The sequence below is a fragment of the Deltaproteobacteria bacterium IMCC39524 genome, from assembly GCA_029667085.1.
GTDB lineage: Bacteria > Desulfobacterota > Desulfuromonadia > Desulfuromonadales > BM103 > M0040.
On sequence record JARUHJ010000002.1, the window covers coordinates 1 to 23,721 of the forward strand.

Here is a 23,721-nt window from a genome sequence, read left to right on the forward strand (position 1 = left end):
TGTTCCCCAGCACCAAGATCCTGGACGATTTGAACTACAAGGCGATCATGATCGGTTTCCCGATGCTGACCCTAGGTATCATCACCGGCGCTGCCTGGGCCAACTATGCCTGGGGCACTTACTGGAGCTGGGACCCGAAAGAGACCTGGAGCCTGATCGTCTGGTTTATCTATGCTGCCTTCCTGCACGCCCGCTTTACCCGTGGCTGGGTGGGTCGTCGCGTGGCCTGGCTGTCGATCTTCGGCTTCGCCGCCACCATCTTCTGCTACCTTGGTGTGAACCTGGTGCTTTCCGGGCTACACTCTTACGGCGGTTAATTGGGACTATCCGGAGTCGTTGGGTGACCCTCATGCCGTGATGATGGTATTGGAATCTTGACGTTAATTTTCCAAAATCCTCGCGGGTAAATATTCGTATCAACAAGTTTGTCATCGGGGGATGGACATTGTGTTCTGTCCCCCGATTTAAGTTTGGTCTAACAAGGCAGAAAACTTGCATATGTGCAGAGGTTAGCTCTTTGTGTGCAATGCGGTTACGTGCTTTTCTTTAGCACCTTTGGCAAGTTAACCCCTGAAAAGTGAGCCTCTTAATTAGGGTATCTCACTGATTGGGTACCGTCAAAGGGCGATAATGATTGTTTGACTTCTTATAAGTTTATCCGGCTAATGGGAATTGATAAGAGATGCGTTTCGGACTGCTCTGCACCCTGACAATACTTCTATGTGCTTTGGCACGGCCTGGCTTTGCTGTCGAAACGGCAGGTAAAAGTTTTGTGCTTTGGGCCGGGTCAGGGTCAGCGGAGACTTGTCTGACCGCTGAATGTCACGCAGATCTTGGTCGAGCGAAATATGTCCATGCGCCGGTTGCCGAAGGTGATTGCCTGATTTGTCACGGCACGACGGATCAGCCACATCCCGGCGCGGGTTCCATCGTCTTGCTTGAAGAGGAGCCAGGTCTCTGTTTTCAGTGTCATGAAAACCCGGCGGCGGGGATGGCCTATCCCCATTCCGCCGTTGCCGAAGGTTGTACCGGTTGCCATAGCCCGCACCAGGGAGGGTTGCCGCAGCTCGTTGTTCAATCAGGCGGCCAGCTCTGCCTGCTTTGCCATGAAGACGTCGATGATGGTAAATATATTCACGGGCCGGTCAGGGCGATGAACTGCAAGATGTGTCACGGCATTCATGGCGGAGATAACCTTGCCATGTTGAATCAGCCAGGCAATGGTAATTGTCTGGGCTGTCACTCCGGTATCCAGGCCATCATGGATAATGCGGTTTCCCAGCATGAGCCGGTCGTTAATGGTTTTTGCTGGGATTGCCATACGCCACATGCCTCAGAATATAGGCCTTTTTTGCAGGAGTATTACCCTGAAGAGTTTTACACGTCTTACAAAAAAGAGAACTTTGGGCTCTGCTTTCGCTGTCACGACGAGACGGCCTTCACTTACGAGCTCACTTCGGAGGCGACCGCGTTTCGTAACCATAATGACAACCTGCACTATTTTCATGTTAACAGGAAAAGTAAGGGTAGGGTTTGTAAGGCGTGCCATGGTGTTCATGGTGCCGTTCAGGATAAGCTCTTGGTGGCGAAGTCCCCAGGGTTTGGCCGCTGGGCCATTCCTCTAACCTGGATTAGTGATGGTGAACGTTCGACCTGCTATGTCGGATGCCATAATCCCAAAACGTATATTCGAAACAAGAAATTCGGTAATCTATGAGTGTCGAAAAAAACTTTAAATGTCTCAGCTGTTTGCTCTTTTACGGCTTACTTGCGAGTCTCTTGCTCGCGGGTTGTGCTCCTGTAGAAGGGGTAGTAAAGCAAAGGTTCTTTTGGCCTCTTCCTGTGGATGGGGTTGAGCCAAAAATCGAGTACCTCGGTTTTTATCAGTCGGATAAAGATCTGGAAGTTCATGGGCCAGGATGGGTCGAGTCTGCGGTTCTGGGTGAATATCCCCCGTTTGAACTGTTTCAGTCACCTTATTATATTGCTACCCTCACAGGGGGGCGACTTGCGGTTTCAGACACGGTTGCGCGTAAGGTGAAAATTCTTGATCTGAAAAAAGGGGTCGTTCGTGAGCTCATGGGCAACGAAGGTTCGCCCTTTGCTTTTTCCCTGCCTATGGGTGTCGTTGGTGATGAGTCGGGGGCTGTTCTCGTGGTTGACTCACTGAGGGGGGAAATTTTCAAGTTTGGTGCTGACGAAAAGTATGTCGAGACTTTTGGCGGCAAATCAATTCTTGGACATCCGCTCGGCATCTCATTGGATGAACGAGGCAAGCGGTTCTGTGTGACTGATGTCGTGGAGCATAACATCGCTTTTTTTGATCTATGGGGAAATCTGCTTTACAAGATTGGCGAGCGGGGAGCAGGCCCTGGCCAGTTTAACTTCCCAACGGATGTTAGCTTTGACGAAGCAGGCAATGTCTTTGTGCTTGATGCCCTGAATTACAGGGTGCAGGTGCTTGATGACGCCTTGCAGTTTAAGCGTGAATTCGGGGAGCTGGGTACCGCCGCGGGTTCGTTCCGTTTGCCAAAAGGGTTGGCCGTGAGTCCTCACGGTCAGGTATACATCACAGATGGCCTTGCTCATAAGGTTGTAGTGTTTGACCACCAGGGCGCTTTTTTGCTCAGCCTTGGGGATAAAACATACTCACGGCAAAGTGGTGAGATAACTCCGGGTGGTTTTTTTGCACCGCGTGGTGTTGCCGTCGATGCAGCAGGCGAGGTTCTGGTCGTTGACGGGATCAACAGAATGGTGCAGCGCTTTCAATATTTGACAGAAGACTATCTCCAGGGGCATCCGGTTCGTGATGAGGAGATTTATTTGCCTCCGGCCTTAAGGCAGCAACCGCGTACCCCCTTTGCCCCGGTGTCAAGTCCATCGGAGAAAAGTAATGACTAACTTCTTGAAGCCTGCGATGCTGCTTATCTTTCTGCTGTCCTTGATGGGAGACTTTTCCAGAGTCTGGGCCCTGGAGATTCTTTATCCCCGGGATGGCACCTATGTCACCAAATCCAATTATTTGATTATACAGGGCGGTGGGGAACAGCTTCTTGACGGCATGCTGATTGAGATCGATGGTGTCAGGAGTGACCTGATCGATTTGAGCCCTGATGCGTATCGAAGCCTTTATGCGGATAAGCTGGTGGTCGAGCCCCTCTTTGATCCAGGAGAAAATAAAATTACCGTCGAGGGTTATCTTCAGGGCAAAAAAGTGGCGTCTTCCAATGCCAGCGTTTATTATCTTGCTGATGAGACCGAGTCCCCGCCGACTGGCTACCGCAGGGAAATTTTTCATCTGGCAGAGCGAGAGGACGTCTGTGCAGCTTGTCATAATATGCAGCCCTCTGTAAATCAACTGCAAAACCCGACTATAAATAATCCTTGTGCCAGTTGTCATGCGCGAATGCTGGCGAAAGCTCATGTCCATGGACCTGCGGGTGTTTATGATTGTTCCTACTGCCATGATGCGGAGAGCCGGCCGGCAAAGTACGCTCTTAGACTTGATGAAGGGGCCCTGTGCCTGGAGTGTCATGAAGAACAGCGTTCGCTGCCCCTGTTGCATGGGCCTGTTGATGCTTCGATGTGTGTCATCTGTCACGATCCTCATGCCAGTGATCACCCTGCACAGTTGACCTCAGAATTGAACCAGGGTTGTCTGGAGTGTCATGCAAGTTTGATCGGTAAGCCACATGTGGCAAGCGGTATGAGCTCTTCTAGAGCCCATCCTTTGCAGGGGCCTGAAAATCCAAGAGAACCGCAAAAAAAATTAAACTGCAGTAGTTGTCATAACCCGCATGGAGGGGCGTATGCAAAATATTTCGTCGGCGATGTACAATCGCCTATGCAGCTCTGCGCCGAGTGCCACAGGAAATAACAGGGCCTGGGTCCACAATAAGTTGATTGAAGGATCGCGTCTCGGCAGAATTCTGAAAGTCGCTAAGCTTTGTTTCTGCTGATTTCATTGGGTTGCTGGTTTAAACGCGGATTGTAGCTTGCAGCGTTATTTTTTTATTAAGGAGTCTAGAATGCAAGACAAAGGATTGATTAGAAAACTTATTATGGCGGTGCTCTTGTTCAGCCTGTTTGGCTGTTCGGCGGCAATTCAGGAAAAGGTTGTCTATCCCGTTCCACCGGAGACCGCAAGATTTGAGTGGGTGGGGACATACGCCTCAGTCGCCGATTTCAGGGGCAAGTTCTCCCAGTTTATGATTGGTGAAGGCGGGGTGAGCGGGGGATTTTTTGCCGGTGTGATGGGTGTGGGGGGGGACGCGGACGACCGCCTTCTGGTCTGTGATCTCGCCGGCCAGAAGCTCAGAGTTCTGGACCTGGCAAACCAAACAATCGAGAATTTTACAAGTTATGCCTTCCGTAATCCGATCGATGTTGATGTCGACCGGCAGGGGCAAGTCTATGTCAGCGATGCCGCCGCTAAAGAGGTTCTGGTGTTTTCACCTGAGGGCTCCTTGGTGCGCACCATTGGCAGCGAGGATGTGTTCAAGAAGGCTTCATTCCTCACGGTCAATGATGATTTGGGCCGGCTTTATGTCAGTGATCCGCTGGCTAATGATATCAAGGTGTTCAGCCTGGAGGGAGAGCTTCTGTTCAAGTTCGGTCAGAGAGGTGTAGAGGGTGGAGCCTTTCATGTCCCCCAGGGCCTCGAGTTTGACTCCTCCGGGCAGCTGTTTGTCGCTGACTCCCTGAATGCCAGGATCCAGGTGCTCAGTGCCGATGGCGAGTTTATAAGACAATTTGGAGAGCGTGGCACATTTAACCACCAGTTGGAAGCCCCCAAGGACCTGGCGTTTGATAGCGAGGGCCATTTGTACGTAACCGATTCCCGTAAGCCAAGTTTTCGAGTTTTCGATCCTGAAGCAGGGCAGCTTCTGTTGATGATTGGGGGGTCAGTAACCTCCGATCACAAACTTGGCTTTACGGTGCCAACAGGCATTTACGTTGACAGCCAGGATCGCGTCTATATTGGGGATTTGATGTTGGGTCGCGTCACCGTATGGCAGTACCTGTCAGAGGCCTACAAGCAGCGCGTTAAAGAGGCCGCTAAGCAGCAATAAGCGTTATTGGTGATATGGCTTAGGTGTGGCTGGTTTTATGGCTAAGACTGAAACGCAAAAGGCGACTGTGCAAATGCACAGTGCCGAAAAATAGGCGTTTGGTTGTTTTGGCATTGCTCTTGCTAGTATAGGAAATCATGTCCAGCAGGACAAACAAGTTTAAGATGGAGAGACTAAAAACTCTCTGTCTCAATTCAAACCGGGGATGAGCCCCAAATTAACGGAGGTAGGAAAATGAAGAAGATTATTGTAATGGTAGCACTGGTAACCCTGGCGGCAACTTCAGCTTTCGCTGGTATCCAGAACACAGCTCATGACCTGTCCGGTCGTGGCACAGGCGTCGACGAGATTTGTGCTTTCTGTCACACTCCTCACAGTGGCGGTACTCAGGCTCCTCTGTGGAACCGTGGTAATGGCCCAGCAGTAACCCAGCAGTACAGCAGCATCAGCATGGACGCGACCCCAGGTTCCGGTACTTCTGACGCTCCTCTCTGTCTCTCTTGCCATGACTCGGCTACAATTGACACTCTTGTCATCACCAACACCCCGAACAGCAAGACTTACAACCCAGCTGGCCTGACTCTGAACGCCAATGCTGACCTCGGCACAGACCTCTCTAACGACCATCCTGTCGGTTTCGACATCACGACTGCTGGTCTTGAGATTAACGCTACTCCTGCTAACGCTCCTCTGTTTGGCGCTGGCAACGACGTATGGTGCTCTAGCTGCCACGACGTACACAACAACACCAACGCACCGTTCCTGATCATGACCAACACCAACTCAGCTCTGTGCTTGGACTGCCACAACAAGTAAGACTTTGAGTACTTTGATCGCATCTCTTTTGTGATCCTGAGGGGGACGGCTTGCCGTCCCCCTTTTTTTTCGAGTCGGATGGTGCGAATAAATTAACAGGCCAGCCACAATTGTGTTAAAAAGTTTAAAGCAAAATCCTTGTGGGATAAGCGCTGCCGGTATCAAGGGACTCGACGTCTTTTCTGGGAAGGTCCTGATGTAAAAGTTTCAGGGTCGATTTTCTCGGCTTTACAACCCTTTAAAGTAAAAAAATAATCGATTTCTCGGCTCTCTTTGTGGGGGCTTTGTTTTCTTTGTGGTATTCGTATCGCCCCCTTATGTATGAGCGGACTTTTCCTGCTCGATGCTTTCTGGGGAGCGGGTTGCGTTTGCACTTTGTGTAATCGCGGGATGTCTGGTCTTTTCGCTTGGCGATCTTATTGTTGTTTTCGTGTCTTTGGGCCACTGTCTCCATGTTCGGGAGGGTAGTTAGCGCACTTTCTGCTTGGTATAAAAATTGCTTGTTTTTGTATTGAGTACAAAGATGGTTATGTTTTTTTTATGCCCGTGTTTCGATGTGATGGCGAGAATGGTAATAAACCTCAAATATCAATTGTCAGTTAACCAAACTAAGCTGGCACAGTTGTGTCTGTTGGTTGTTATGGTTCTGACTTGTCTTGCCTCCACAGCGGAGGCGCGGATATCCGGTGAAGTTGCATTGCTTTACACAGACTACTCTGCCAAAGAGGATGGCGAAAAGGTAAGTGACTTTTCCTCTTTTTCCCAAAATTACTCTCTCTACTATAGCAAGTCTGGTTTTGTCGGCGATCAGAGGTTGGGTAAGTATAATTTCGGACTGGGCTATCAATGGGCGTCTACGTCCGCGACTCTTGATACAAGCCACGGAACTGAGGATTTCGATCTCGAAAACTCCGATGGCAAGTTTCTTTTCAACGGCGATATAACCATCGCCCCTGGAGCTTTGCCGTTCCGTTTTCACGCCTTCAGCTATGATAACCAGGCTCCAATATCTAATTACGCTCGGACTCGAGGTGTTTTGGACCGAACCCTGATCACCGGCACGCGAACTCGTGAAGAGGTGGTCTCCGGATTTACTTTGATGGCAGGTATTCGCAACGGTTCATATCTAGGCAAATATCGTAAGCTCCTTAGCAGCTTGCCCCGCGCTTATGTCGACTACAGCCAGACTTTTATCCGCGACCTTGACACTCTCAACAAAGTTCATAGCCTGGAGCGTGACTTGGCTTTTGTCTCCTTGAATAAGAAAGACAATTGGTTCCATTTTCGCGCATCTGACTATAAAGATTACCTCGATAGCAGGAATAATACGTATACAAAAACGATTCTCATTGGCACTATCAATCAGAATCTTGCCCGCCAGTGGATTAATATGACCAACTGGATCAAACTTTCTGTCGATGCCAGTTATACGGAAGAAGAGAGCGAAGAGACTCTTGAAACAGCATATGACCCTAAGGTCTTTTCTTTAAATCTCTATAGTCAGGCCGATTATGGGAAAAATCACGTTTCCGTATTTAATAACTACAGTCGATTGAGGGATTCAGACAAATTTGAAAGACGTTATGAAATACCTGTTTTCGCCCGGGGTGTGATTGATCATAAGCGGTCCTGGAGTCTTCAGCTCCGCAGGTATGCTGATCAGGAAGACTGGTACAACACAAATTTTGTTGGTGTGGATGAAGAAGGTGAATACCTCGCAGCACGCTTCAATAATCAGAGGAGCACTTACACTTTCGCATCGACGCTGGAGCTGGAGAGGAGCAAGCAAATTCCTACAGAAGCGTTTGCTGCTCGACTTCGCCAGGAGATCAGCCAAACAAGGTCTTATGGTGTCGCGAACCCTTGGTTGTTGGGTTATACTGCGGTCTTTGTCCATACTGATGGTGACTACGAGGCTACTGGTGGCACGGGAGATATCTTTGAGCATGAGCTCTATGGATCCTCCCAGTGGGCCTTATCACCACGCAACACTTTAGAGCTCAGGCAGAACTTCCGCCACGCAACCGCAAACGGTTCCGGCTACTCGACAATTTATATCTCACCCAAGGGGTATGATGTTACCTTCGATAACGTGGGACCAATCGCTTCTGAGGAGGCCCTTTACGCTTCAGAGACGACCCTTAGCCTTGAATCACTTTGGGGGGCAAAGCTGAAAAACCGACTGGTATTATCGAACCAGGTTTATTATGGCGGGGCTGAAGATAAAAGAGATTCCTCTCTGGTGGATTTCCTGACCTACCGATCCCGTAATTGGCGGCTTGAGATGATGAATGGGGTTTATGTGGGTGATGATCCTCCTGATATAACGGTGAGTCAATCGAGCTCAGCCAGGTCTTTCTCAAACTCAACAGCTGGAGGTCTGGATACTCGTGATGTGAATTATATTCTGGGCCACAGTACAAAAGTGGAATATTTCAGCAGTCGGAATTTCAAGAGCAAGGCGAACTTTAAATTCGCCCTGAAGGACACAGATAACGGTAAGGTTTACCAAGGATCATTCTTTGAAGAGAGTGAATATTCCTTGTTCTCAAGGACTGGTCGTAGAAGGGCCTTGGGAAGGCTATACCAGCAATTCGAGTACGAAAAGTATTCCAGCGATTTCAATACTGCGAGCTATCTCAAATTGTTGCTTGGAGCCACTTATTATCCCATGTCATATTTCGAGCTCGGCGGAGATATTTATTATGAAACATACGACCAGCTAGGGATTGATCAAATAGCATTAAGCGTTTTGGCCAGACTTACTTTTTCCAGATTGACGTGTGAAACTCGTTACTCTTATGCCCTTGGTAAGTTGGACGATGGTAACTATGATAAACGAACAGAACATTTGTTTGAGGCAAAGGTCATAAAAACCTTTTGAATCGCGCCTCCAAGTTGTGCCCCTTCAATTATTCTTTTTGATCGCTTCCCTGGTAGAAATCGCTTAACATCGGTACCTAACATCTCTTTATCGAAAGAAGCTTGATATGAATAACCTTCAGATTAAGATTTCCGTGGTGGTTCCGATTTTTAATGAAAAAGAGAATCTGCGTGTCCTGGTCGATGAGGTGCGGGCGGCTCTGGTCGAAACCGGCCTGAGCTATGAACTGCTCCTGGTTGATGACGGCAGCACCGATTGCTCCCCCGCTCTGCTCGAAGAATTAGCCTCTGAATCAAAATCCACAAAAGTGATCCTTCTCCGGCGTAACTTTGGCCAGACGGCTGCGATGGCTGCAGGCTTTGACCACGCCCAGGGAGAGGTGATTGTTCCCATGGACGGCGATCTGCAGAATGATCCCCGGGATATCCCCCGTCTCCTGAAAAAACTGGATGAAGGCTACGATGTTGTCTCCGGTTGGCGCAAAGACCGCAAAGATAATTTCTTCTTCCGAAAAATCCCCTCGATTCTTGCCAATGCACTGATTTCACGTATGACCGATGTGTCACTTCGCGATTATGGCTGCAGCCTCAAGGCTTATCGGCGAGAGGTTTTGTCCGGAATTAACCTCTACGGTGAGTTGCACCGTTTTGTGCCTGCCCTGGCCAGCCAGTTTGGTGCCAAGGTCGCAGAAATAACCGTGAACCACAGGCCGCGTGTGGCCGGGGCCAGCAAGTACGGTATCGATCGAACCTTGCGGGTCGTTCTGGATCTGGTCACCGTTAAATTCCTGCTTAAATATTCGACCCGCCCTATGCAGCTGTTTGGCCGTTGGGGAGTATGGACTTTCCTGCTGGGTGGAGTGAGCGGCTTGACGACCCTTTATATGAAGATGTTTGAAGGTTTGTCTATGAACCGTAACCCCTTAATGGTTCTCACTGCCTTCCTGCTCTTCAGTGGTGTTCAATTCCTGGTGTTGGGGCTGGTTGCTGAACTGGTGACCCGAACCTATCACGAGGCACAAAATAAGCCTGTCTATGTTGTCCGCGATAAACTGAACTTCTGAGCTTGTTTGACCTTGACTGCGCTGCATTGATGGTGTTTGCCAAGTATTCATTGAGCGTGTATCATTCTCCTGACATTTATTGAGTTGGCTATAAAACATCAATAAACTCATTTTTTCCCAGCGCTAAAATATAAACAACACTACACTCTCTCACCCCTGACTTAGCGAGTCGATGCGCATACTTTTTCTCAATTATGAATTTCCGCCGATCGGAGGCGGAGGTGCCAACGCCAACGCCTATCTATTCCAGCAGTATGCGAACAACCCGGACTTTGTTGTTGATTGTGTCACCAGCACTCTTGACAAGCAGGACCAGGTTGAGAGCTTTGCGGAGAATATCACTTTGCATCGGCTTGCGGTGGGTAAGCGGGAACTGCATTTCTGGACACAGCGTGAGGTTTTATCATGGTTGCGGCAGGCGCATCGAAAAGTTCGAGAGCTTGTCAGCCAACATGATTATGATGTCTGCCATGCTTTTTTCGGTTTTCCATCCGGGTTAGTCGCCTGGTGGTACAGAGCTCAGGTCCCCTACGTACTGTCCTTGCGTGGCTCTGATGTCCCTGGTTTTAATCCCCGTTTTGCGTTCCAGTATGTTTTTCTGAAACCGCTTTTTCGCCATATCTGGCAGCAGGCCTCCTCGGTTATCGCTAATAGCCAGGGACTTAAAGTTTTGGCCAACAAGTTCATGCCGAAGCTTTCCATCGGAGTCATTCCGAATGGCATTGATACTCAGCAGTTTAAGCCGGCGACCGCTGGCACGAGGGTGCCGCAACGGATTTTGTGTGTCTCCCGCCTGGTCGAACGCAAGGGCGTCCAGCATTTGATCGGGGCGATGCCTGCGATTGTCGCCAGCTTCCCAGATGTCAGTCTTCAGGTCGTGGGCGAGGGGAACTTGTTGGACGAACTGGCTGCACAGTGTGTTGCACTGGGAGTGCATGAGCATGTTGATTTTTTGGGCTATGTTCCCCACGAGCAACTGCCTGAGTTTTACCAAAAGGCCGAGCTCTTTGTGCAACCGTCATTTTATGAAGGGATGAGCAATACCGTGCTCGAAGCTATGGCTTGCGGTTTGCCGGTTATCGCATCCGGTGAGGGAGGGCGCGAAGAGCTGCTCCGGGACAACGCATTGCTGGCACCCTACGGCGACCCCACTGCTTTGGCAGAAGGGGTCACTGCCCTTTTGTTGAATCCAGAAAAGCTGACAGACATGGGACAAGTCTCACGCGAGATTGCCCAATACTACTCCTGGGCTGCCGTGGCCAAAAGTTATCTCAATGTTTACCATGATTTGCTCGACTCCAGCCACGCGCCACGCGCCGCGCGCCACGGATTATAGCTATGTGTGGCCTTTGCGGATACCTGGGACCAGGCAACGAAGACGTGTTGCAGGCTATGTCAGAGGCTATTGTCCACCGTGGCCCAGATGATTCCGGAATTCACGTCGGTGATGGTTTCGGTTTGGCCCATCGTCGCCTGTCGATCATCGACCTGGCTGGTGGCCATCAGCCGATGTTTTCGCCCGAAGGCGATGTGCTGGTCTTTAACGGCGAGATCTACAATTTCCAGGAAATGCGTGGTGATCTAGAAAAACTCGGCCACCGTTTCTCGACCCATAGTGATACCGAGGTCCTGTTGCGCGCTTATCGACAGTGGGGCGCCGACTGTCTGCAACGGTTGCGTGGGATGTTCGCTTTTGCCCTGTGGGATAATGTTCGCCGTGAGCTCTTGATCGCCCGGGATAGAGTTGGCATCAAGCCACTCTACTATACAGAACACCGGGGGACTTTCTACTTTGCCTCCGAAATCAAGGCACTGCTTGAAATCCCGGATTTCCCGCGTCGTCTCAACCGTGAGGCCCTGCCGCTATTCCTGACTTTCCGTTATACGCCGGGTGAACCGACTCTGTTCGATGGAGTTAACAAGCTTCTTCCCGGACACAGCATGACTCTGAAAAAAGGTCAACCTGCGCAGATCAATCGCTATTGGCAGCTCGAATTCGAGCCGGATGAGGGGCCAAGTGAAACCGCATGGAAAGAACAGTTCTGGGAAACCTTTGAAGAATCGGTTCGTCTGCGCATGATCAGCGATGTGCCTCTTGGCGCCTACCTCTCGGGTGGTCTTGATTCAAGCTTGATCGTCGCCGGGATGAGTGGCCTGTCTAGCTCGCCGGTAGAGACCTTCTCGGTTGGCTTTCGCGACCAGAAATTCGACGAATCCCCCTATGCCAAAGAGGTTGCTGCGCAGTTCAACTGCAATCATCATCAACTCTCAGCAGAAGAGGAAACGGGCGATCTGCTTGATAAGGTTATTTACCACCTTGATGAACCCTTGGCTGACTTGGCAACACTCCCTACTTATCTCATGGCACGTGAAACCAAGCCGCATGTAACTGTCGCCTTGTCCGGTGAAGGTGCTGATGAAATTCTTGCCGGTTATCCCAAGTACCGGGCTTTTCTCATGAGCCGCAAGGCGGCGAATATGTTGCCAACATCTCTTTGCCACGTGGGGGGCCGCATGGCAAACAATATCACTCTGCAACGGGCTTTTGCTTCAATCGGTGAACGGGATCGAGCCCGGGCCTATCTCAATTTAGCTGCTGTCTATTCAGGTGGCGAGCTCTCTCAATTGCTGAATAACCAGGTGCTTGCAGGAGGCAATGCTGCGGAGTTGATCGTCAAGTCCTTCTTTTCTCCCGGGTTGGATGGCTTGAGTCAGCTACTCAACCTCGATTTCCATACCTGGCTGCCCGATGACCTGCTGCTCAAGAACGACAAGATGACCATGGCGCACGGTGTTGAAGCCCGAGTGCCATATCTCGATCACAAGTTGGTGGAGCTCTGCGCCCGGATTCCGTCTCGATATAAACTTAAGTGGAATCAGGAGAAGGTCCTGCTGCGCAAGGTCATGCAGGGGCGATTGCCAGAACGGATCCGGACGCGCAAAAAGACAGGATTCACTGTTCCTTTGGAGCAGTGGATGAAAGGGCCGATGGGCAAACAGGTCAAAGGATTTTTTGAGCCTGAACAAGTTGCTGAACAGGGGCTGTTCCGTCCTGATTTTCTGCAGGAATTGGCACGCAAACCTTTGAATGACCAATATTACCGGCGGCAATTCTGGAGTGTTGCGGCTTTGGGGCTTTGGCAGCGGCGTTTTGGTGTCTGGTCTTGATGGGAAAAAGACAATTTGGCCGCGATGAAGGTCTATCAAGATCTATGGTTAAATCCAAACACAAGGTCATGCTCTTTGGCCACATAGATTTTCATAGATTCTGATAGCGGCTAAATATAGATTGTTGCTTTTGTTTTGTGTGCTCAGGAGGGGAAGATGGTTAGAGATAAAGTGTATTATGATGCATTGGCCGAAGTGATTGTCGGTAGTGCATACAAGGTTGGCGGTACTCTGGGGTGTGGCTTTCTCGAAAAGGTTTACGAGAATTCACTGGCCATAGAACTTGTCGCGTCTGGTCTGAATGTCGAAACACAGAAACCAATCAAGGTTCGTTATGCAGGCGAGGTCGTTGGCGAGTATTTTGCTGACATGCTTGTTGAGAACGATATCGTCGTCGAGTTGAAGGCTGTTAGGGCAATTGAGAATATTCACTTTGCGCAATGCCAGAATTATCTGAAGGCCACAGGGAAAAAGCTTGCATTGCTCATCAATTTTGGCGAAGAGAAGGTCAAGATCAGGCGAGTAGCAAACGGCATTTAAAGACCAGTTTGCCGCGATGAAGGTCTATCTAGGTCTATGGTTTACCCCAAACACAAGGTCATGCTTTTTGCCCTTATAGATTTTCATAGATTTTGATCGCGGCTAAACAAAGGTTTTTGTTTTAGCTTGATCACAATGGCCGTTCAAAAAATGAACAAGAAACATAAATACCCTTGATTTATATGGAGTCTTTGTTGTAGCGTTCATAATATGAACAATAAATCCACCGATCAGGAATCATTCCGTACCCTGCAGTTGATGACAGAACTCGAAGAGGGTTCGACGGTTTCCCAGCGGGAGCTGGCCGGGCGTCTCGGGGTTGCTGTCGGTCTGGTCAACTCCTATCTGAAGAATTTTGTTTCCAAAGGCTATGTGCGGGTTAAGAATTACCCGCGCAACCGCTATGCCTACCTGCTTACTCCTAAAGGTTTTGCCGAAAAAAGCCGCCTCGCACTACATCACCTTAACTACTTCACCAATCTCTACACCATCACCCGTCAGGAATATCTGGAGCTGTTCCGGCAACTCAAAGCCGATGGCGTTGTGGAGGTGGTGTTCTGCGGTGTAGATGAGGTGGCGGAAATCGCCTATATGTCGTTGCAGGAAGCCGGGCTCAAGTTGTCGTCTGTGATCGACGAGAGCTATGAGCGCCGGGAACTGTTCGGCCAGCCGATTCGTTCGTTTCCGGAAAACTGGAGTGATATCTCTGGAGAAATCGTCCTGACGACTCTTAAGCGCGGTGCTGACTTAAGGAAAAAACTACGCGAGCATGGCTGGCAACATGATATCTATGCGCCGCCTGCTTTACTAAATGGTGACATGTGAAAGCGAGACATAATTGAAGCAATTTGATTTTGGCCAGAACTGGCAGGATTTCTCCACGAGTCGCCTTGATGACCTCCATATCGAACAGGCTCGGCAACATTTCCGCGAATTGATGGCAGATGTCGACCTTACAGGGAAAACCTTTTTAGATGTCGGCTTCGGTCAAGGTTTGAGCCTTTTGATTGCTTATCAAGAGGGGGCAATAGTCACGGGTCTGGATATCAACCCGAAGTGTGCCCAGGTTGTTGAGAGGAACAAGCAGGTCCTTGGTGTCGAGGAAGATATCGAGACGATTGTGGGTTCAGTGTTGAACCAGGCTGACTTGGCTAAGTTGCAAGGTCGACAGTTTGATATCGTCCATTCCTGGGGAGTACTGCACCATACCGGTGATATGGCGAGCGCCATCAACAATGTTTGCAGGTTCGTTAAACCTGATGGACTCCTGGTCCTGGCGATCTATAATCGGCACTGGAGTTCTTTGCCCTGGCTTTGGATCAAGTGGTTCTATTGCCATGTGCCGGTAGTTTTGCAAAAAATCATGATTGGTCTGTTTTATCCGGTAATCATGCTGGCAAAGTTCCTTGTCACTGGAAAGAACCCTTTTCGCATGAGCCGGGGAATGGATTTTTATTACAATGTCGTCGATTGGGTCGGCGGCTACCCTTATGAGTATGCTTCACGGCAAGAGCTGGAGAATGTTTTGAAGCTCAAGGGGTTTTCCCTTGAAAGCTTTTCTCCTTGCCGCCTCCCGACCGGCTGCAATGAGTTCATCTTTCGGAGAAATAACGCTTAATGTACCGTTTGTTGAAAGAGCGCGGTCGTGCCGCCTCCGATTACTATGCCGGTAGTCGCGAGTATTTTTTCTTGTCACCGGCAGGGCTGTCGTTGTTGCAGTCACTAAAGCCAGCAATTGAAAGCTGTTGCCGGGGTCGAGTCCTGGACGCTGGAGCCGGCCGTGGGGCCTACCGGGAGTTATTGGACGGATTTGCTGAAAGTTATGTCGGTATGGATGTTTCAGCGACACCGTCGACCGATGTTGTTGGGGATGCGCAAAAGCTCCCCTTCGTTGATGAGACTTTCGATGCGGTTTTCAGTTCGCAGGTTTTGGAGCATGTACCACAGCCCGAGGCAGCTTTAAAGGAGTTTCAGCGAGTACTGAAACCGGGCGGATATCTGATTCTCACGGTTCCGCACCTGTCGTGGTTACACAATGAGCCCCACGATTATTACCGCTATACGCCGCATGGACTACGTTTCCTCTTAGCCAGGGCAGGATTTCAGGATAAATACATTGTTCCAGCAGGAGGTCTTTTGTCATTTTTAGGTCACATACCTTCCACGGTCATGGTGAATTCAACTTTTGGCATCCCTGTCGTGCATCGTCTTGTGTTGGCGTTAAATTCCATTTGGTGTCGGCTAGTTACGTCATTGGACCGTCTAATAGAAAAGAATAAAATTTACGCTCTAAATTATGTTTGCCTCGCTGAAAAAAATAGAGTTTTTCAGCAACGGAAACCAGATGATAGAAGCTAAGTGTAAAATTCTGATGCTCATCGATAACTTTGATCCCGGTGGTGCGCAGACTCTGCTGATTGATTTAGTTAAGGGCCTGGATAAAAATAGGTTTGAGGTGTTCATTGCCCCTTTGCGAAAACCTGAAGCCTTTGCCGATGCTTTAGCGAATTCCGGGGCAAGGATCGTGAATCTTTCCGGAGGGAAATACAACCCATTCAAGATGTTGAGTTTGGTCAGGCTGATTCGTAGAGAGCGTGTGGACGTGGTGCATACCCACCTTACTGCTTCGCGATTTTTAGGAGTGCTCGCAGGTTTTTTTGGCGGAGCAAAAAAAATCTTAAGTCATGACCACAGTGGTGATGAGTACCTGCGTAAAAGAAAATGGGCTGCTAAACTTGTACTTTATCCCTTAGATCGAATGCTCATGAGTTGTACCGATCAGGTTCTGGCTGTTTCAGAAGCGATCGCTGCTTTTAATATCGATTATAAAAAAATCCCCGAGCAAAAAGTTACAATCTGCCACAACTGGATTGATGTTGGCCGATTTTCCCCCGACCCAAGTGACCGCAGGGAATTACGCCTGATATTGCAGATTCCAGAAAGTGCATTTGTGGTGGGTGCAGTCGGCCGATTGAGTTCTCAAAAAGGCTATCGTTATTTTGTGGAGGCTGCTGCTGAGATTTTAGCCGGGGCACCCAAAACTGTTTTTGTTGTTGTTGGTTCTGGAGAAGAGTTTTTACCTCTTAAACAGATGGTGCAGGCTCTCGATATCGATCATGCGTTCCGCTTCCCGGGGTTTGTTCCCGAAGTAGAGAGGGTTTATCCGGTTTTCGATATTTTTGTCCTGCCTTCCGTGTACGAACCTTTTGGCCTGGTCGTATTGGAGGCGATGGCTGCGGGCTTGCCGGTCGTGGCCTCCGCAACAGGTGGTGTCGTTGAAATCATCGAAGATAAACTCAACGGTCTTCTCGTCCCTCCTGGGGACTCAAAAGCTTTGGCTCAAGGGATTGTCAACTTGATGGAGAATATGGAGGCGTTGGCCAAACCAATGGCTGCCAGGGCAAAACAGTTGGTCAGGGACAGGTTCGATCGCAACACCGCGATTTCCCGAATTGAATCACTTTACCTGGAAGAGGGTGTATGAAACCAGGAACCTTGCAAATCCAGAGAAGGAAATTTCACTTCAAAATAATGGAATTCTTTCAACCGACAGGGTTGGAGAGGTTGATGGAGGCGGCTGTTAAACAATGATGGCTCAGGAAAATAAAAGACTTCGAACTGATATATTGTTTGTGTCGATGCCCTCCCGTGCTAACTCGGTGCTGCCTCCCCTTGGTTTTCTTGTCTTGGGTGGTTTTTTGGATAAGCATACGGAATTCACCTCGGCAATTTTTGAGAAGAAGATTTCTAGTCTTCGAGAGGTCACTCCTGCCCGTAAGGTTGAAATTGAAAAGACTATTCTCGATCAAATTGAACTTCAAAAACCCCGGTTTGTCGGTTTCTCTCTCTTCCCTGGCGATCTGAGTGAGTTTTATTCTCTGGCGCGGCAAATCAAAACTCGATTTGCAGAGATTAAAGTAGTTGTTGGTGGAGTGCTGCCAACCATTGATCCTGAATCACTTCTGTGTGATGAGTCCCCTGCCGATATATTGATCCGTGGAGATGGCGAAACACCACTGAGTCATCTTCTTTCTGGAGGGATTCTATCCGAAGTGCCAGGTCTTGCATGGCGAGAAGAGAGAGAAGTCTGTGACACGGGTGTGGCTTGTTATGTCGGTGAATTGGACTATATGCCAAGTTATCACAAGATCGATATGGGATATTACTGCCGTGTCTCCACTGAAATCATCAGGCCCTATTACAGCAAGGGAATGTTCGTTTTCTCAGCGGTAGGATGCCCTCATCGGTGTTCTTTTTGTTTTAATCCAAAGACGAAACTCAAATACAAAGACTTGGACGTATTTATTGAAGAATTGCGACTGCTCAAAGAAACTTACGGGATTAATTCATTTTTTGTTTTGGATGAGTGCTTCCTTGCTAACAAATCAAGAGTTGCCAAATTCTGTACCAGGTACAAAGAATCTGGTCTTGGTATGCCTTGGGCGATGCAGACCCGGTCCAACCTGCTTAAGGAAGAAAACATCGTGACACTAAAGGATGCCGGTTGTGTCCATATCAGTTTTGGTGTGGAAACGGGGTCTCCTGGACTACTTAAAGCCATTACCAAGGGACTTACCGTTGATGACAACCTGTCAGCGTTCAAATTATGTAGAAAACACGGGATCAAAACTTTTGCCAATATGTTGTTTAACCTGCCCGGGGAAACCGTTGAGGACGTCGAATTGAGCAGGCAGTTCCTCAAAAAAGCCAAGCCGAACCATGTCGCACTCAGCCTGACAGTTCCTCTCCTGGGGACCCAGCTTTACAATGAGCTTGTCAAACCGCCGCTGGAGAAAGAAGAATATGTATTGTTTGGCTCAAACGATCCCTATACAAGGATTGTCGATCCACGTTTCCGCTTGGCAGCGCACGACTTGGCCCTTGATAAGTTGTTGGCCCGCGAATCAATAAGATACTATATAAAGACGTCCTTTGGCTTGTTGAGCATGGACAAGTGGTACGTGCAAGGGGTCTTGCGGAAGATGGCTCTGTCTGAGTTGGCTTGGGCCATCTGCAAAAAAACAGTTAAACAGGGGCGCTCTTACTTCAAAGGTGGCGTAAGTCTCTTTCGCAGCACCCTTGGAGTGAAAAGGAGAAAGTGTTAGTCCTCTCTTTATTTAGGCTCATACCTTTGTTAGACAAAAGGCTCTCTGTTCCCTCGTGCCCTTATTCTTTGGAGAACTGAAAAGTGAAAGAGGTCAACTCAGATTTAGCGGAGGAGGTGCGCCAAGAAAACATCAAGATGCACGACCGCGACAGTCAGATTTATGATATGCGCCACCCATACATGCGGGACAAGAAGTTTCAGGAAAGCTTTAAGGCTGATCTCGCATTGATGGCTTCGTTGCTAGGGCTTGTTAAGTCGGTCAGGGTCCTTGATTGTGGGGCCGGCACAGGAAATCTGACTCTCAAGTTCCTGGATTTTGGCTGGCGGGTGACAGCGCTCGATATCTCCGGTGGTATGTTGGAGGCCCTTCGTGCCAAGGTGACCGATGGTGATGATCGTCTCGAAACCGTAAAAGCCGACGCTGAAGATTATTTGCGTAGCCAGGAGGGGACCTTTGATGTTGTGGCTTTTGGGGCCACGCTTCACCATCTTCCTGACTACATAACCGCGTTGGAACTGGCGTGCAAGGCTCTGAAGCCTGGCGGTATCCTCTATATCACTGGAGAGCCTGCCTTGGTTGATCAGGTCAGCCCATTGGAGCATCGACTGCTTCGTCTCGACGAATACTTCAATGTCTTTTACAAAGTCGTGAGTCGGCCTCAGCACGGTTTGACTGTGCTGGGAAAGCTGTTGAGTCTGTCCAGACCTGAGGAAGTCGACGAGACCTTGGCCGAGTTTCACGTTGAAGCCGGCATCGATCAGGGTCGCTGCCAAGCTGTTCTTGAAAACTCGGGTCTAACACTGGTCAAATTAGAATTGTTTGGTTATTTCGGGTTTCGCTTCAACCGATTTTTGGCGAGGCTTGGTGGGATTGATCTTCGTTCTCAGTTTAAGCTGATAGCCCGTAGGTGTTGAGTGCCAGTTTCCTGTCGACTGGATAGCGTGTCCTGAATATGCCTTAGGTAAAGGCATGTCCCTCGATCTCCGGGGATGAACTGATCTAAAAAGTCTTTGTCGTTTTCGGTGATCTGGTTGCTGGAATTAGAGCTACGAGTGGCTAAAAAGTCAAGAACCACGTGGTTGTTTTGGTTTCTACGCGATTTTAAGTAAATGCAGTGTTTTGATCAGTCACTCGGACTTAGGCATGAAAGGTTCGATTTCTCTTGCGTGTTAAATTCGGCCAATAAGAGGTCTTTGTGTTATGGCATTTTTTGATCATTATTCTTCAGATAAAGCAACCTCTCTTGGTAGGGGCTTTGTCAGAAAATCTGCACAGATGTTGTATCTAAACATAAAAAAAGTGCAGCCTGAAGCTAAAGCGGCTCTTGAAATTGGCCCTGGTAAGGGTGATTTCTGTGACCTCTGGTTGAGTCATGGCGGGGAGATTGCCGCTATGGAAGCCAATCCTGGAATGGGACATGCGTTGTCAAGAAAAGGTGTTCGGGTTGTCGAGGCTTTTGCGCCGCCTCTTCCGTTCGATTCCGCCGAGTTTGATGTTGTTGTTGCATCACATGTTATTGAACATATGCCTACCGTTACTAAGGCTGTCGAGCTTGTTGAGGAGATGGCAAGGGTTTGCAGGCCGGGTGGCTTGGTCTGTGTTGTTGCGCCAGACGTCCGTGCCTGGAAATCTGATTTCTGGAATGCCGATTACACGCATAATTATGTGACAAGCCCCAGGCGCGTCGAGCAACTATTTCTCAATGCAGGATTACACGTTGAATCTCATGTGTTGTTTTCCGCTTATTTTAGTGGCTTCAGGGGGAGACTTCTGAGCCTGTTGGCGAGCATCTTCCCGGTAAGGTTGCTCGATTGGTTGCCCTTTTGCCGATTCCTGCAAGTCAAGCTTTACAAGTTGAAACTGACTTTTTTAGGTAATTTTCTGTTGATAGGACGTAAGGAATAGAAGATTGTTCTCCGGTTATTGGAAATTTATTGCAAAACTTGTTGCCTCAATCACTTTGTTGGGAGTCCTTTTTGTCTTTGTAGATTGGCGAGAGGGGTTGAGCTTGTTGTTAGAAGTGGAATTGAAGCCACTTGTTCTGGTCTTTGTCCTCTATGCGATTGGTTTATGGCTGTGTTCTGTAAAATGGCTAATGTTACTGAATGTTCATGACGTTTCTGTTCCTGTTGCTAAGCTTTTTCGCTTTTATTGGATAGGGGCTTTTATCAGTAATTTTTTGCCATCAACCGTCGGGGGTGATTTCTCACGACTGTCATTCCTTCGCTCTACCAATCGTCTGGCAGAGGTCGCTGCCAGTATTGTCCTGGAGCGAATGACTGGCATGTTCATGCTTATTGTCTTTTCAGGTTTCTCCCTGTCGTTACGGGCTCATTATTTTGGGGGTAGTTTTTTACTCCTGGTCCTATGGTTAATCTTTGGTTTGAGTTTGGGAGCCTTGTTAGTGTCTTTTATTTACAACAGAAATATAGTTGGTTGGCTGGGAAAGTTATCGTTAGACGAAAATGGGTTTACATGTAATCTTTTAGTGAAAGCAAAAAAAGTTCTTGTTGCTTTGCTCTTTTGCCAAGAGCAGAAACTGGTTTTATTTAATTGTTTAGCATTATCCTTTGTTTTTTATTGCCTTTCTTTTTTGGCACAACAGCTAATCTTTCTTTCCTTGGGTTTGTCTGTTCCTTTCACTGAAATTATGTTTATACTCCCTCTGGTAAGTTTGATTTCTTTAGTTCCTTTTTCTCTTAATTCTATTGGCCTAACCGAAAGTGCTTTTGTCTTTTTTTTCGTTCAGGCGGGCCTTCAGCCATCAGAGGCACTTGCTGCCGCCTTGCTTGGGCGGATTCTCATGGTTTTGTTTTCTTCCTTTGGAGGTGTCTTGTTGCTCATAGAAAATAACACCATTGCAAAAACGCCAGCAAACTGAGGTGGGTTGGAAAAAGTGGACACCAATCTTTTTTAACCTATGCGCCTTAAGAAGGCGTTTGGTTGTAACCTCCTTAATGTGGAAAATTAGATGATCAGAATTGGTAATATTGCTAAATTAAATAATTGGGTCTTATTCCCCGCAGCTTGCTGCATTGTTTAACTTTAAAGAGGCAACCTTTGTTTGGCCGCGATGAAAGTCTATTAAGATCTATGGTTAGAACCAAACCTAGAGCATCTCTTTTTAGCTTGTACAGATTTTCATAGATTCTGATCGCGGCTAAAAATAGACTCCCATTGTGTTGACAACAAAAGTTACACGCTGTTGATACTTCGAAGCTTGCTGCGAGGTAGTTCATTATGATGGAATGATAATTCTCAAATCAATGGAAGGGACTCCACCTTGACGTTTCTGCGCGTAATCAAATATGTGAGCATTCTTACTCTTGGCACCATGGCCTTCGCCGTTCTCGCTGTTGCAATTTCAGAGGTGCATTCCTTTGATGTCTTCTGGCAATTGCAGTCCGGCAAGTATATCTGGCAAACCAAAAGTATGATCCACAGTGACCTGTTCACGCTTGCCAAAGATGTTCCGAGAAGCGAGCATTCCTGGCTCCATAGTCTAATTTTATTCGGTCTGTATTCAATGGGTGGCTATGCCACGATCAGCGTGCTTAAGGGCCTCCTGGTGACGGCAACCTTGGCTTGTCTGGTCTTGGTCGCGCGGCGCCGCTCTGCGAGCTGGACGGCTATCCTTTTAGTTCTGCCGGTTTTTCTGCTGACCAGCGGTGGATGGCTGGAACGACCGCAGCTGTGGACGTTTTTGTTCTTTGCCCTGTTCTTGCTTGTGCTGCAGCAGTTCCTTGAGCAACAGAGCTGGTCGGTTCTATGGCTTTTTCCCATAGCGATTTTCTGGGCCAATGTCCATGCCGGCTCGGTGCTTGCTGCCGCGCTTCTGGTCGCTTTTCTTGTTGGCGGGGTTGGTGACCAGTTTCTGCCTGGAACGCGAACTCCTTTTCAACTTCGCAAATTGCTGGTTGCCTCGGGCCTGGTCGCTTTGGCGAGTTTTATAAGTCCTTACCCGGGCTACCTGATGAATGTTCTCCTTAATGTTTCCAAGCTGGGTGGCTCGACAGATAGCTCTGGCAATTATACCGTTTCGATGGCACAGAAGTTCAACATGGACTGGACGCTGACGACGTTCAGTAACGAGCCGTTGTTCTTTTACCTGATGGCGGCAACTGCTCTCATCGTCCTTCTTGGTTGGCGCAGGGTCAGCCTGGTGGATCTTTGCCTGCTGGCTGGTCTGGCCATGATGGGGATGAAGCTTGTGCGCCACATCCCGTTCTTTTACATGGGAGCGATCGCCATCCTGCCAGCTTACCTCGACCAGCTTGCAGAACCGGTGCGCGTGCGACTGCCCGAGCTTTATCGCAAGCTCGCTGCACTGGTTCTCTGCTGCGTGGCTGTTGTTCTGTTCTGGACTCTCTGGCAGCCGATCTATAAAGTTTATGGCACCTTCAAAACGGGCTTGCGCGAGTGGCATTACCCGATTGCCGCAACCGAGTTCGTCCAGAAACACAAACTCACGAAAAACATCTACAACACCTACGATTGGGGCGGATACATGGCGTTCAAGCTGTATCCCGAATACCTGATGTTCTGGGACGGTCGTCAGAATTCTGCTGAGATGTTCCAGCTCGGTTGGAACGTGATGGCCGGCAAGCCTAATTGGAAGGAAATTCTCCAGCGCTTTGATGTCAATACCATTGTCACAAGAGCGTCGACCATAGACACCGGCCAAAAATATCCGTTGCTGGACCGCCTGAGTGCAAGTGACGACTGGCACCTGGTCTTCAATTCGGAATCATCCATGATTTTTGTCCGTTCCGGAAGTGTTCACCCTCTCTGGTTGAAACGGCATGAACGACCCAAGGAGCAGATTGACAACACGGTTCTGTCTGAAGCCAACTTGATGGTTCGCTACAATGCGGGCCGTTACATGGCCTGGTGGGAAATGGCGCAGATTTACATGAAGCGTAAACATTATGCTCGAGCAAAGTTTGCTTTGGAACAACATATGTCAAGAACTCCGCAACGCAACCCCAATGCCGAACGTATGTATAACCAACTGTTGCGGAGGTTGAATACCACTTCTCATGAAAGAAAGTAACCTGTTTGTGCAAGGGG

At 48.8% G+C, this 23,721-nt stretch carries 20 protein-coding genes; all 20 read left to right on the forward strand.

What is annotated here, in order from left to right:
* Positions 1 to 317: cytochrome c biogenesis protein CcsA (gene ccsA / locus P9J64_05655; protein ID MDG5467809.1), on the forward strand; the 317-nt coding region annotated here is incomplete at its 5' end.
* Positions 318 to 682: 365 nt separating this feature from the next.
* On the forward strand, positions 683 to 1,717 hold the full coding sequence (locus tag P9J64_05660) for a cytochrome c3 family protein (GenBank protein ID MDG5467810.1): 1,035 nt from the start codon (positions 683 to 685) through the stop codon (positions 1,715 to 1,717).
* The gene (locus P9J64_05665) at positions 1,714 to 2,901 is read left to right on the forward strand and encodes a 6-bladed beta-propeller (protein ID MDG5467811.1); all 1,188 of its coding nucleotides are present in this window, start codon (positions 1,714 to 1,716) and stop codon (positions 2,899 to 2,901) included. The genes P9J64_05660 and P9J64_05665 overlap by 4 nt, the downstream gene beginning before the upstream one ends.
* The gene (locus tag P9J64_05670; protein MDG5467812.1) at positions 2,894 to 3,877 is read left to right on the forward strand and encodes a cytochrome c3 family protein; all 984 of its coding nucleotides are present in this window, start codon (positions 2,894 to 2,896) and stop codon (positions 3,875 to 3,877) included. The genes P9J64_05665 and P9J64_05670 overlap by 8 nt, the downstream gene beginning before the upstream one ends.
* 151 nt (positions 3,878 to 4,028) lie before the next feature.
* Positions 4,029 to 5,072, forward strand: a complete 1,044-nt coding sequence (locus P9J64_05675; GenBank protein MDG5467813.1) for a hypothetical protein — start codon at positions 4,029 to 4,031, stop codon at positions 5,070 to 5,072.
* A 234-nt stretch (positions 5,073 to 5,306) separates the two neighbouring features.
* Positions 5,307 to 5,888, forward strand: a complete 582-nt coding sequence (locus P9J64_05680; protein MDG5467814.1) for a cytochrome c3 family protein — start codon at positions 5,307 to 5,309, stop codon at positions 5,886 to 5,888.
* 568 nt (positions 5,889 to 6,456) lie between these two features.
* Positions 6,457 to 8,772 (forward strand): hypothetical protein, encoded by a 2,316-nt coding sequence (locus tag P9J64_05685; GenBank protein MDG5467815.1) that lies wholly within the window; start codon positions 6,457 to 6,459, stop codon positions 8,770 to 8,772.
* Between the two features lie 121 nt (positions 8,773 to 8,893).
* Entirely contained in the window at positions 8,894 to 9,835 is a 942-nt protein-coding gene (locus P9J64_05690) for a glycosyltransferase family 2 protein (protein ID MDG5467816.1), read from the forward strand.
* A 172-nt stretch (positions 9,836 to 10,007) separates the two neighbouring features.
* Entirely contained in the window at positions 10,008 to 11,171 is a 1,164-nt protein-coding gene (locus P9J64_05695; GenBank protein MDG5467817.1) for a glycosyltransferase family 4 protein, read from the forward strand.
* 2 nt (positions 11,172 to 11,173) lie between these two features.
* Complete coding sequence (asnB, locus tag P9J64_05700; GenBank protein ID MDG5467818.1) at positions 11,174 to 13,003, forward strand: asparagine synthase (glutamine-hydrolyzing); 1,830 nt, start codon at positions 11,174 to 11,176, stop codon at positions 13,001 to 13,003.
* 156 nt (positions 13,004 to 13,159) lie between these two features.
* Complete coding sequence (locus tag P9J64_05705) at positions 13,160 to 13,543, forward strand: GxxExxY protein (GenBank protein MDG5467819.1); 384 nt, start codon at positions 13,160 to 13,162, stop codon at positions 13,541 to 13,543.
* A 210-nt stretch (positions 13,544 to 13,753) separates the two neighbouring features.
* On the forward strand, positions 13,754 to 14,368 hold the full coding sequence (locus P9J64_05710) for a winged helix-turn-helix transcriptional regulator (GenBank protein ID MDG5467820.1): 615 nt from the start codon (positions 13,754 to 13,756) through the stop codon (positions 14,366 to 14,368).
* Between the two features lie 13 nt (positions 14,369 to 14,381).
* Positions 14,382 to 15,161, forward strand: a complete 780-nt coding sequence (locus tag P9J64_05715) for a class I SAM-dependent methyltransferase (GenBank protein MDG5467821.1) — start codon at positions 14,382 to 14,384, stop codon at positions 15,159 to 15,161.
* Positions 15,161 to 15,901 (forward strand): methyltransferase domain-containing protein, encoded by a 741-nt coding sequence (locus tag P9J64_05720; GenBank protein MDG5467822.1) that lies wholly within the window; start codon positions 15,161 to 15,163, stop codon positions 15,899 to 15,901. Before P9J64_05715 ends, P9J64_05720 begins: the two co-directional genes overlap by 1 nt.
* The gene (locus P9J64_05725) at positions 15,888 to 17,027 is read left to right on the forward strand and encodes a glycosyltransferase (GenBank protein MDG5467823.1); all 1,140 of its coding nucleotides are present in this window, start codon (positions 15,888 to 15,890) and stop codon (positions 17,025 to 17,027) included. The genes P9J64_05720 and P9J64_05725 overlap by 14 nt, the downstream gene beginning before the upstream one ends.
* Positions 17,028 to 17,181: 154 nt before the next feature.
* The gene (locus P9J64_05730) at positions 17,182 to 18,648 is read left to right on the forward strand and encodes a radical SAM protein (protein MDG5467824.1); all 1,467 of its coding nucleotides are present in this window, start codon (positions 17,182 to 17,184) and stop codon (positions 18,646 to 18,648) included.
* A gap of 83 nt (positions 18,649 to 18,731) precedes the next feature.
* Positions 18,732 to 19,565, forward strand: a complete 834-nt coding sequence (locus P9J64_05735; protein ID MDG5467825.1) for a class I SAM-dependent methyltransferase — start codon at positions 18,732 to 18,734, stop codon at positions 19,563 to 19,565.
* Between the two features lie 361 nt (positions 19,566 to 19,926).
* On the forward strand, positions 19,927 to 20,556 hold the full coding sequence (locus P9J64_05740) for a class I SAM-dependent methyltransferase (protein ID MDG5467826.1): 630 nt from the start codon (positions 19,927 to 19,929) through the stop codon (positions 20,554 to 20,556).
* 4 nt (positions 20,557 to 20,560) lie between these two features.
* Positions 20,561 to 21,532 carry a lysylphosphatidylglycerol synthase transmembrane domain-containing protein gene (locus P9J64_05745; GenBank protein MDG5467827.1) on the forward strand — a complete coding sequence of 324 codons (972 nt, stop codon included), beginning with the start codon at positions 20,561 to 20,563 and terminating at the stop codon, positions 21,530 to 21,532.
* A 429-nt stretch (positions 21,533 to 21,961) separates the two neighbouring features.
* Positions 21,962 to 23,704, forward strand: a complete 1,743-nt coding sequence (locus tag P9J64_05750; GenBank protein MDG5467828.1) for a hypothetical protein — start codon at positions 21,962 to 21,964, stop codon at positions 23,702 to 23,704.
* The last annotated feature ends 17 nt before the right edge of the window (positions 23,705 to 23,721 follow it).

What these genes read in the sequence shown, in the direction of transcription:
- P9J64_05670 (MDG5467812.1), top strand. Translation starts at nt 2,894, where the DNA reads ATGACTAACTTCTTGAAGCCTGCGATGCTGCTTATCTTTCTGCTGTCC.
- P9J64_05695 (MDG5467817.1), top strand. Translation starts at nt 10,008, where the DNA reads ATGCGCATACTTTTTCTCAATTATGAATTTCCGCCGATCGGAGGCGGA.
- P9J64_05675 (MDG5467813.1), top strand. Translation starts at nt 4,029, where the DNA reads ATGCAAGACAAAGGATTGATTAGAAAACTTATTATGGCGGTGCTCTTG.
- P9J64_05705 (MDG5467819.1), top strand. Translation starts at nt 13,160, where the DNA reads ATGGTTAGAGATAAAGTGTATTATGATGCATTGGCCGAAGTGATTGTC.
- P9J64_05680 (MDG5467814.1), top strand. Translation starts at nt 5,307, where the DNA reads ATGAAGAAGATTATTGTAATGGTAGCACTGGTAACCCTGGCGGCAACT.
- P9J64_05710 (MDG5467820.1), top strand. Translation starts at nt 13,754, where the DNA reads ATGAACAATAAATCCACCGATCAGGAATCATTCCGTACCCTGCAGTTG.
- P9J64_05725 (MDG5467823.1), top strand. Translation starts at nt 15,888, where the DNA reads ATGATAGAAGCTAAGTGTAAAATTCTGATGCTCATCGATAACTTTGAT.
- P9J64_05720 (MDG5467822.1), top strand. Translation starts at nt 15,161, where the DNA reads ATGTACCGTTTGTTGAAAGAGCGCGGTCGTGCCGCCTCCGATTACTAT.
- P9J64_05665 (MDG5467811.1), top strand. Translation starts at nt 1,714, where the DNA reads ATGAGTGTCGAAAAAAACTTTAAATGTCTCAGCTGTTTGCTCTTTTAC.
- P9J64_05660 (MDG5467810.1), top strand. Translation starts at nt 683, where the DNA reads ATGCGTTTCGGACTGCTCTGCACCCTGACAATACTTCTATGTGCTTTG.
- asnB (MDG5467818.1), top strand. Translation starts at nt 11,174, where the DNA reads ATGTGTGGCCTTTGCGGATACCTGGGACCAGGCAACGAAGACGTGTTG.
- P9J64_05730 (MDG5467824.1), top strand. Translation starts at nt 17,182, where the DNA reads ATGCCCTCCCGTGCTAACTCGGTGCTGCCTCCCCTTGGTTTTCTTGTC.
- P9J64_05740 (MDG5467826.1), top strand. Translation starts at nt 19,927, where the DNA reads ATGTTGTATCTAAACATAAAAAAAGTGCAGCCTGAAGCTAAAGCGGCT.
- P9J64_05685 (MDG5467815.1), top strand. Translation starts at nt 6,457, where the DNA reads ATGGTAATAAACCTCAAATATCAATTGTCAGTTAACCAAACTAAGCTG.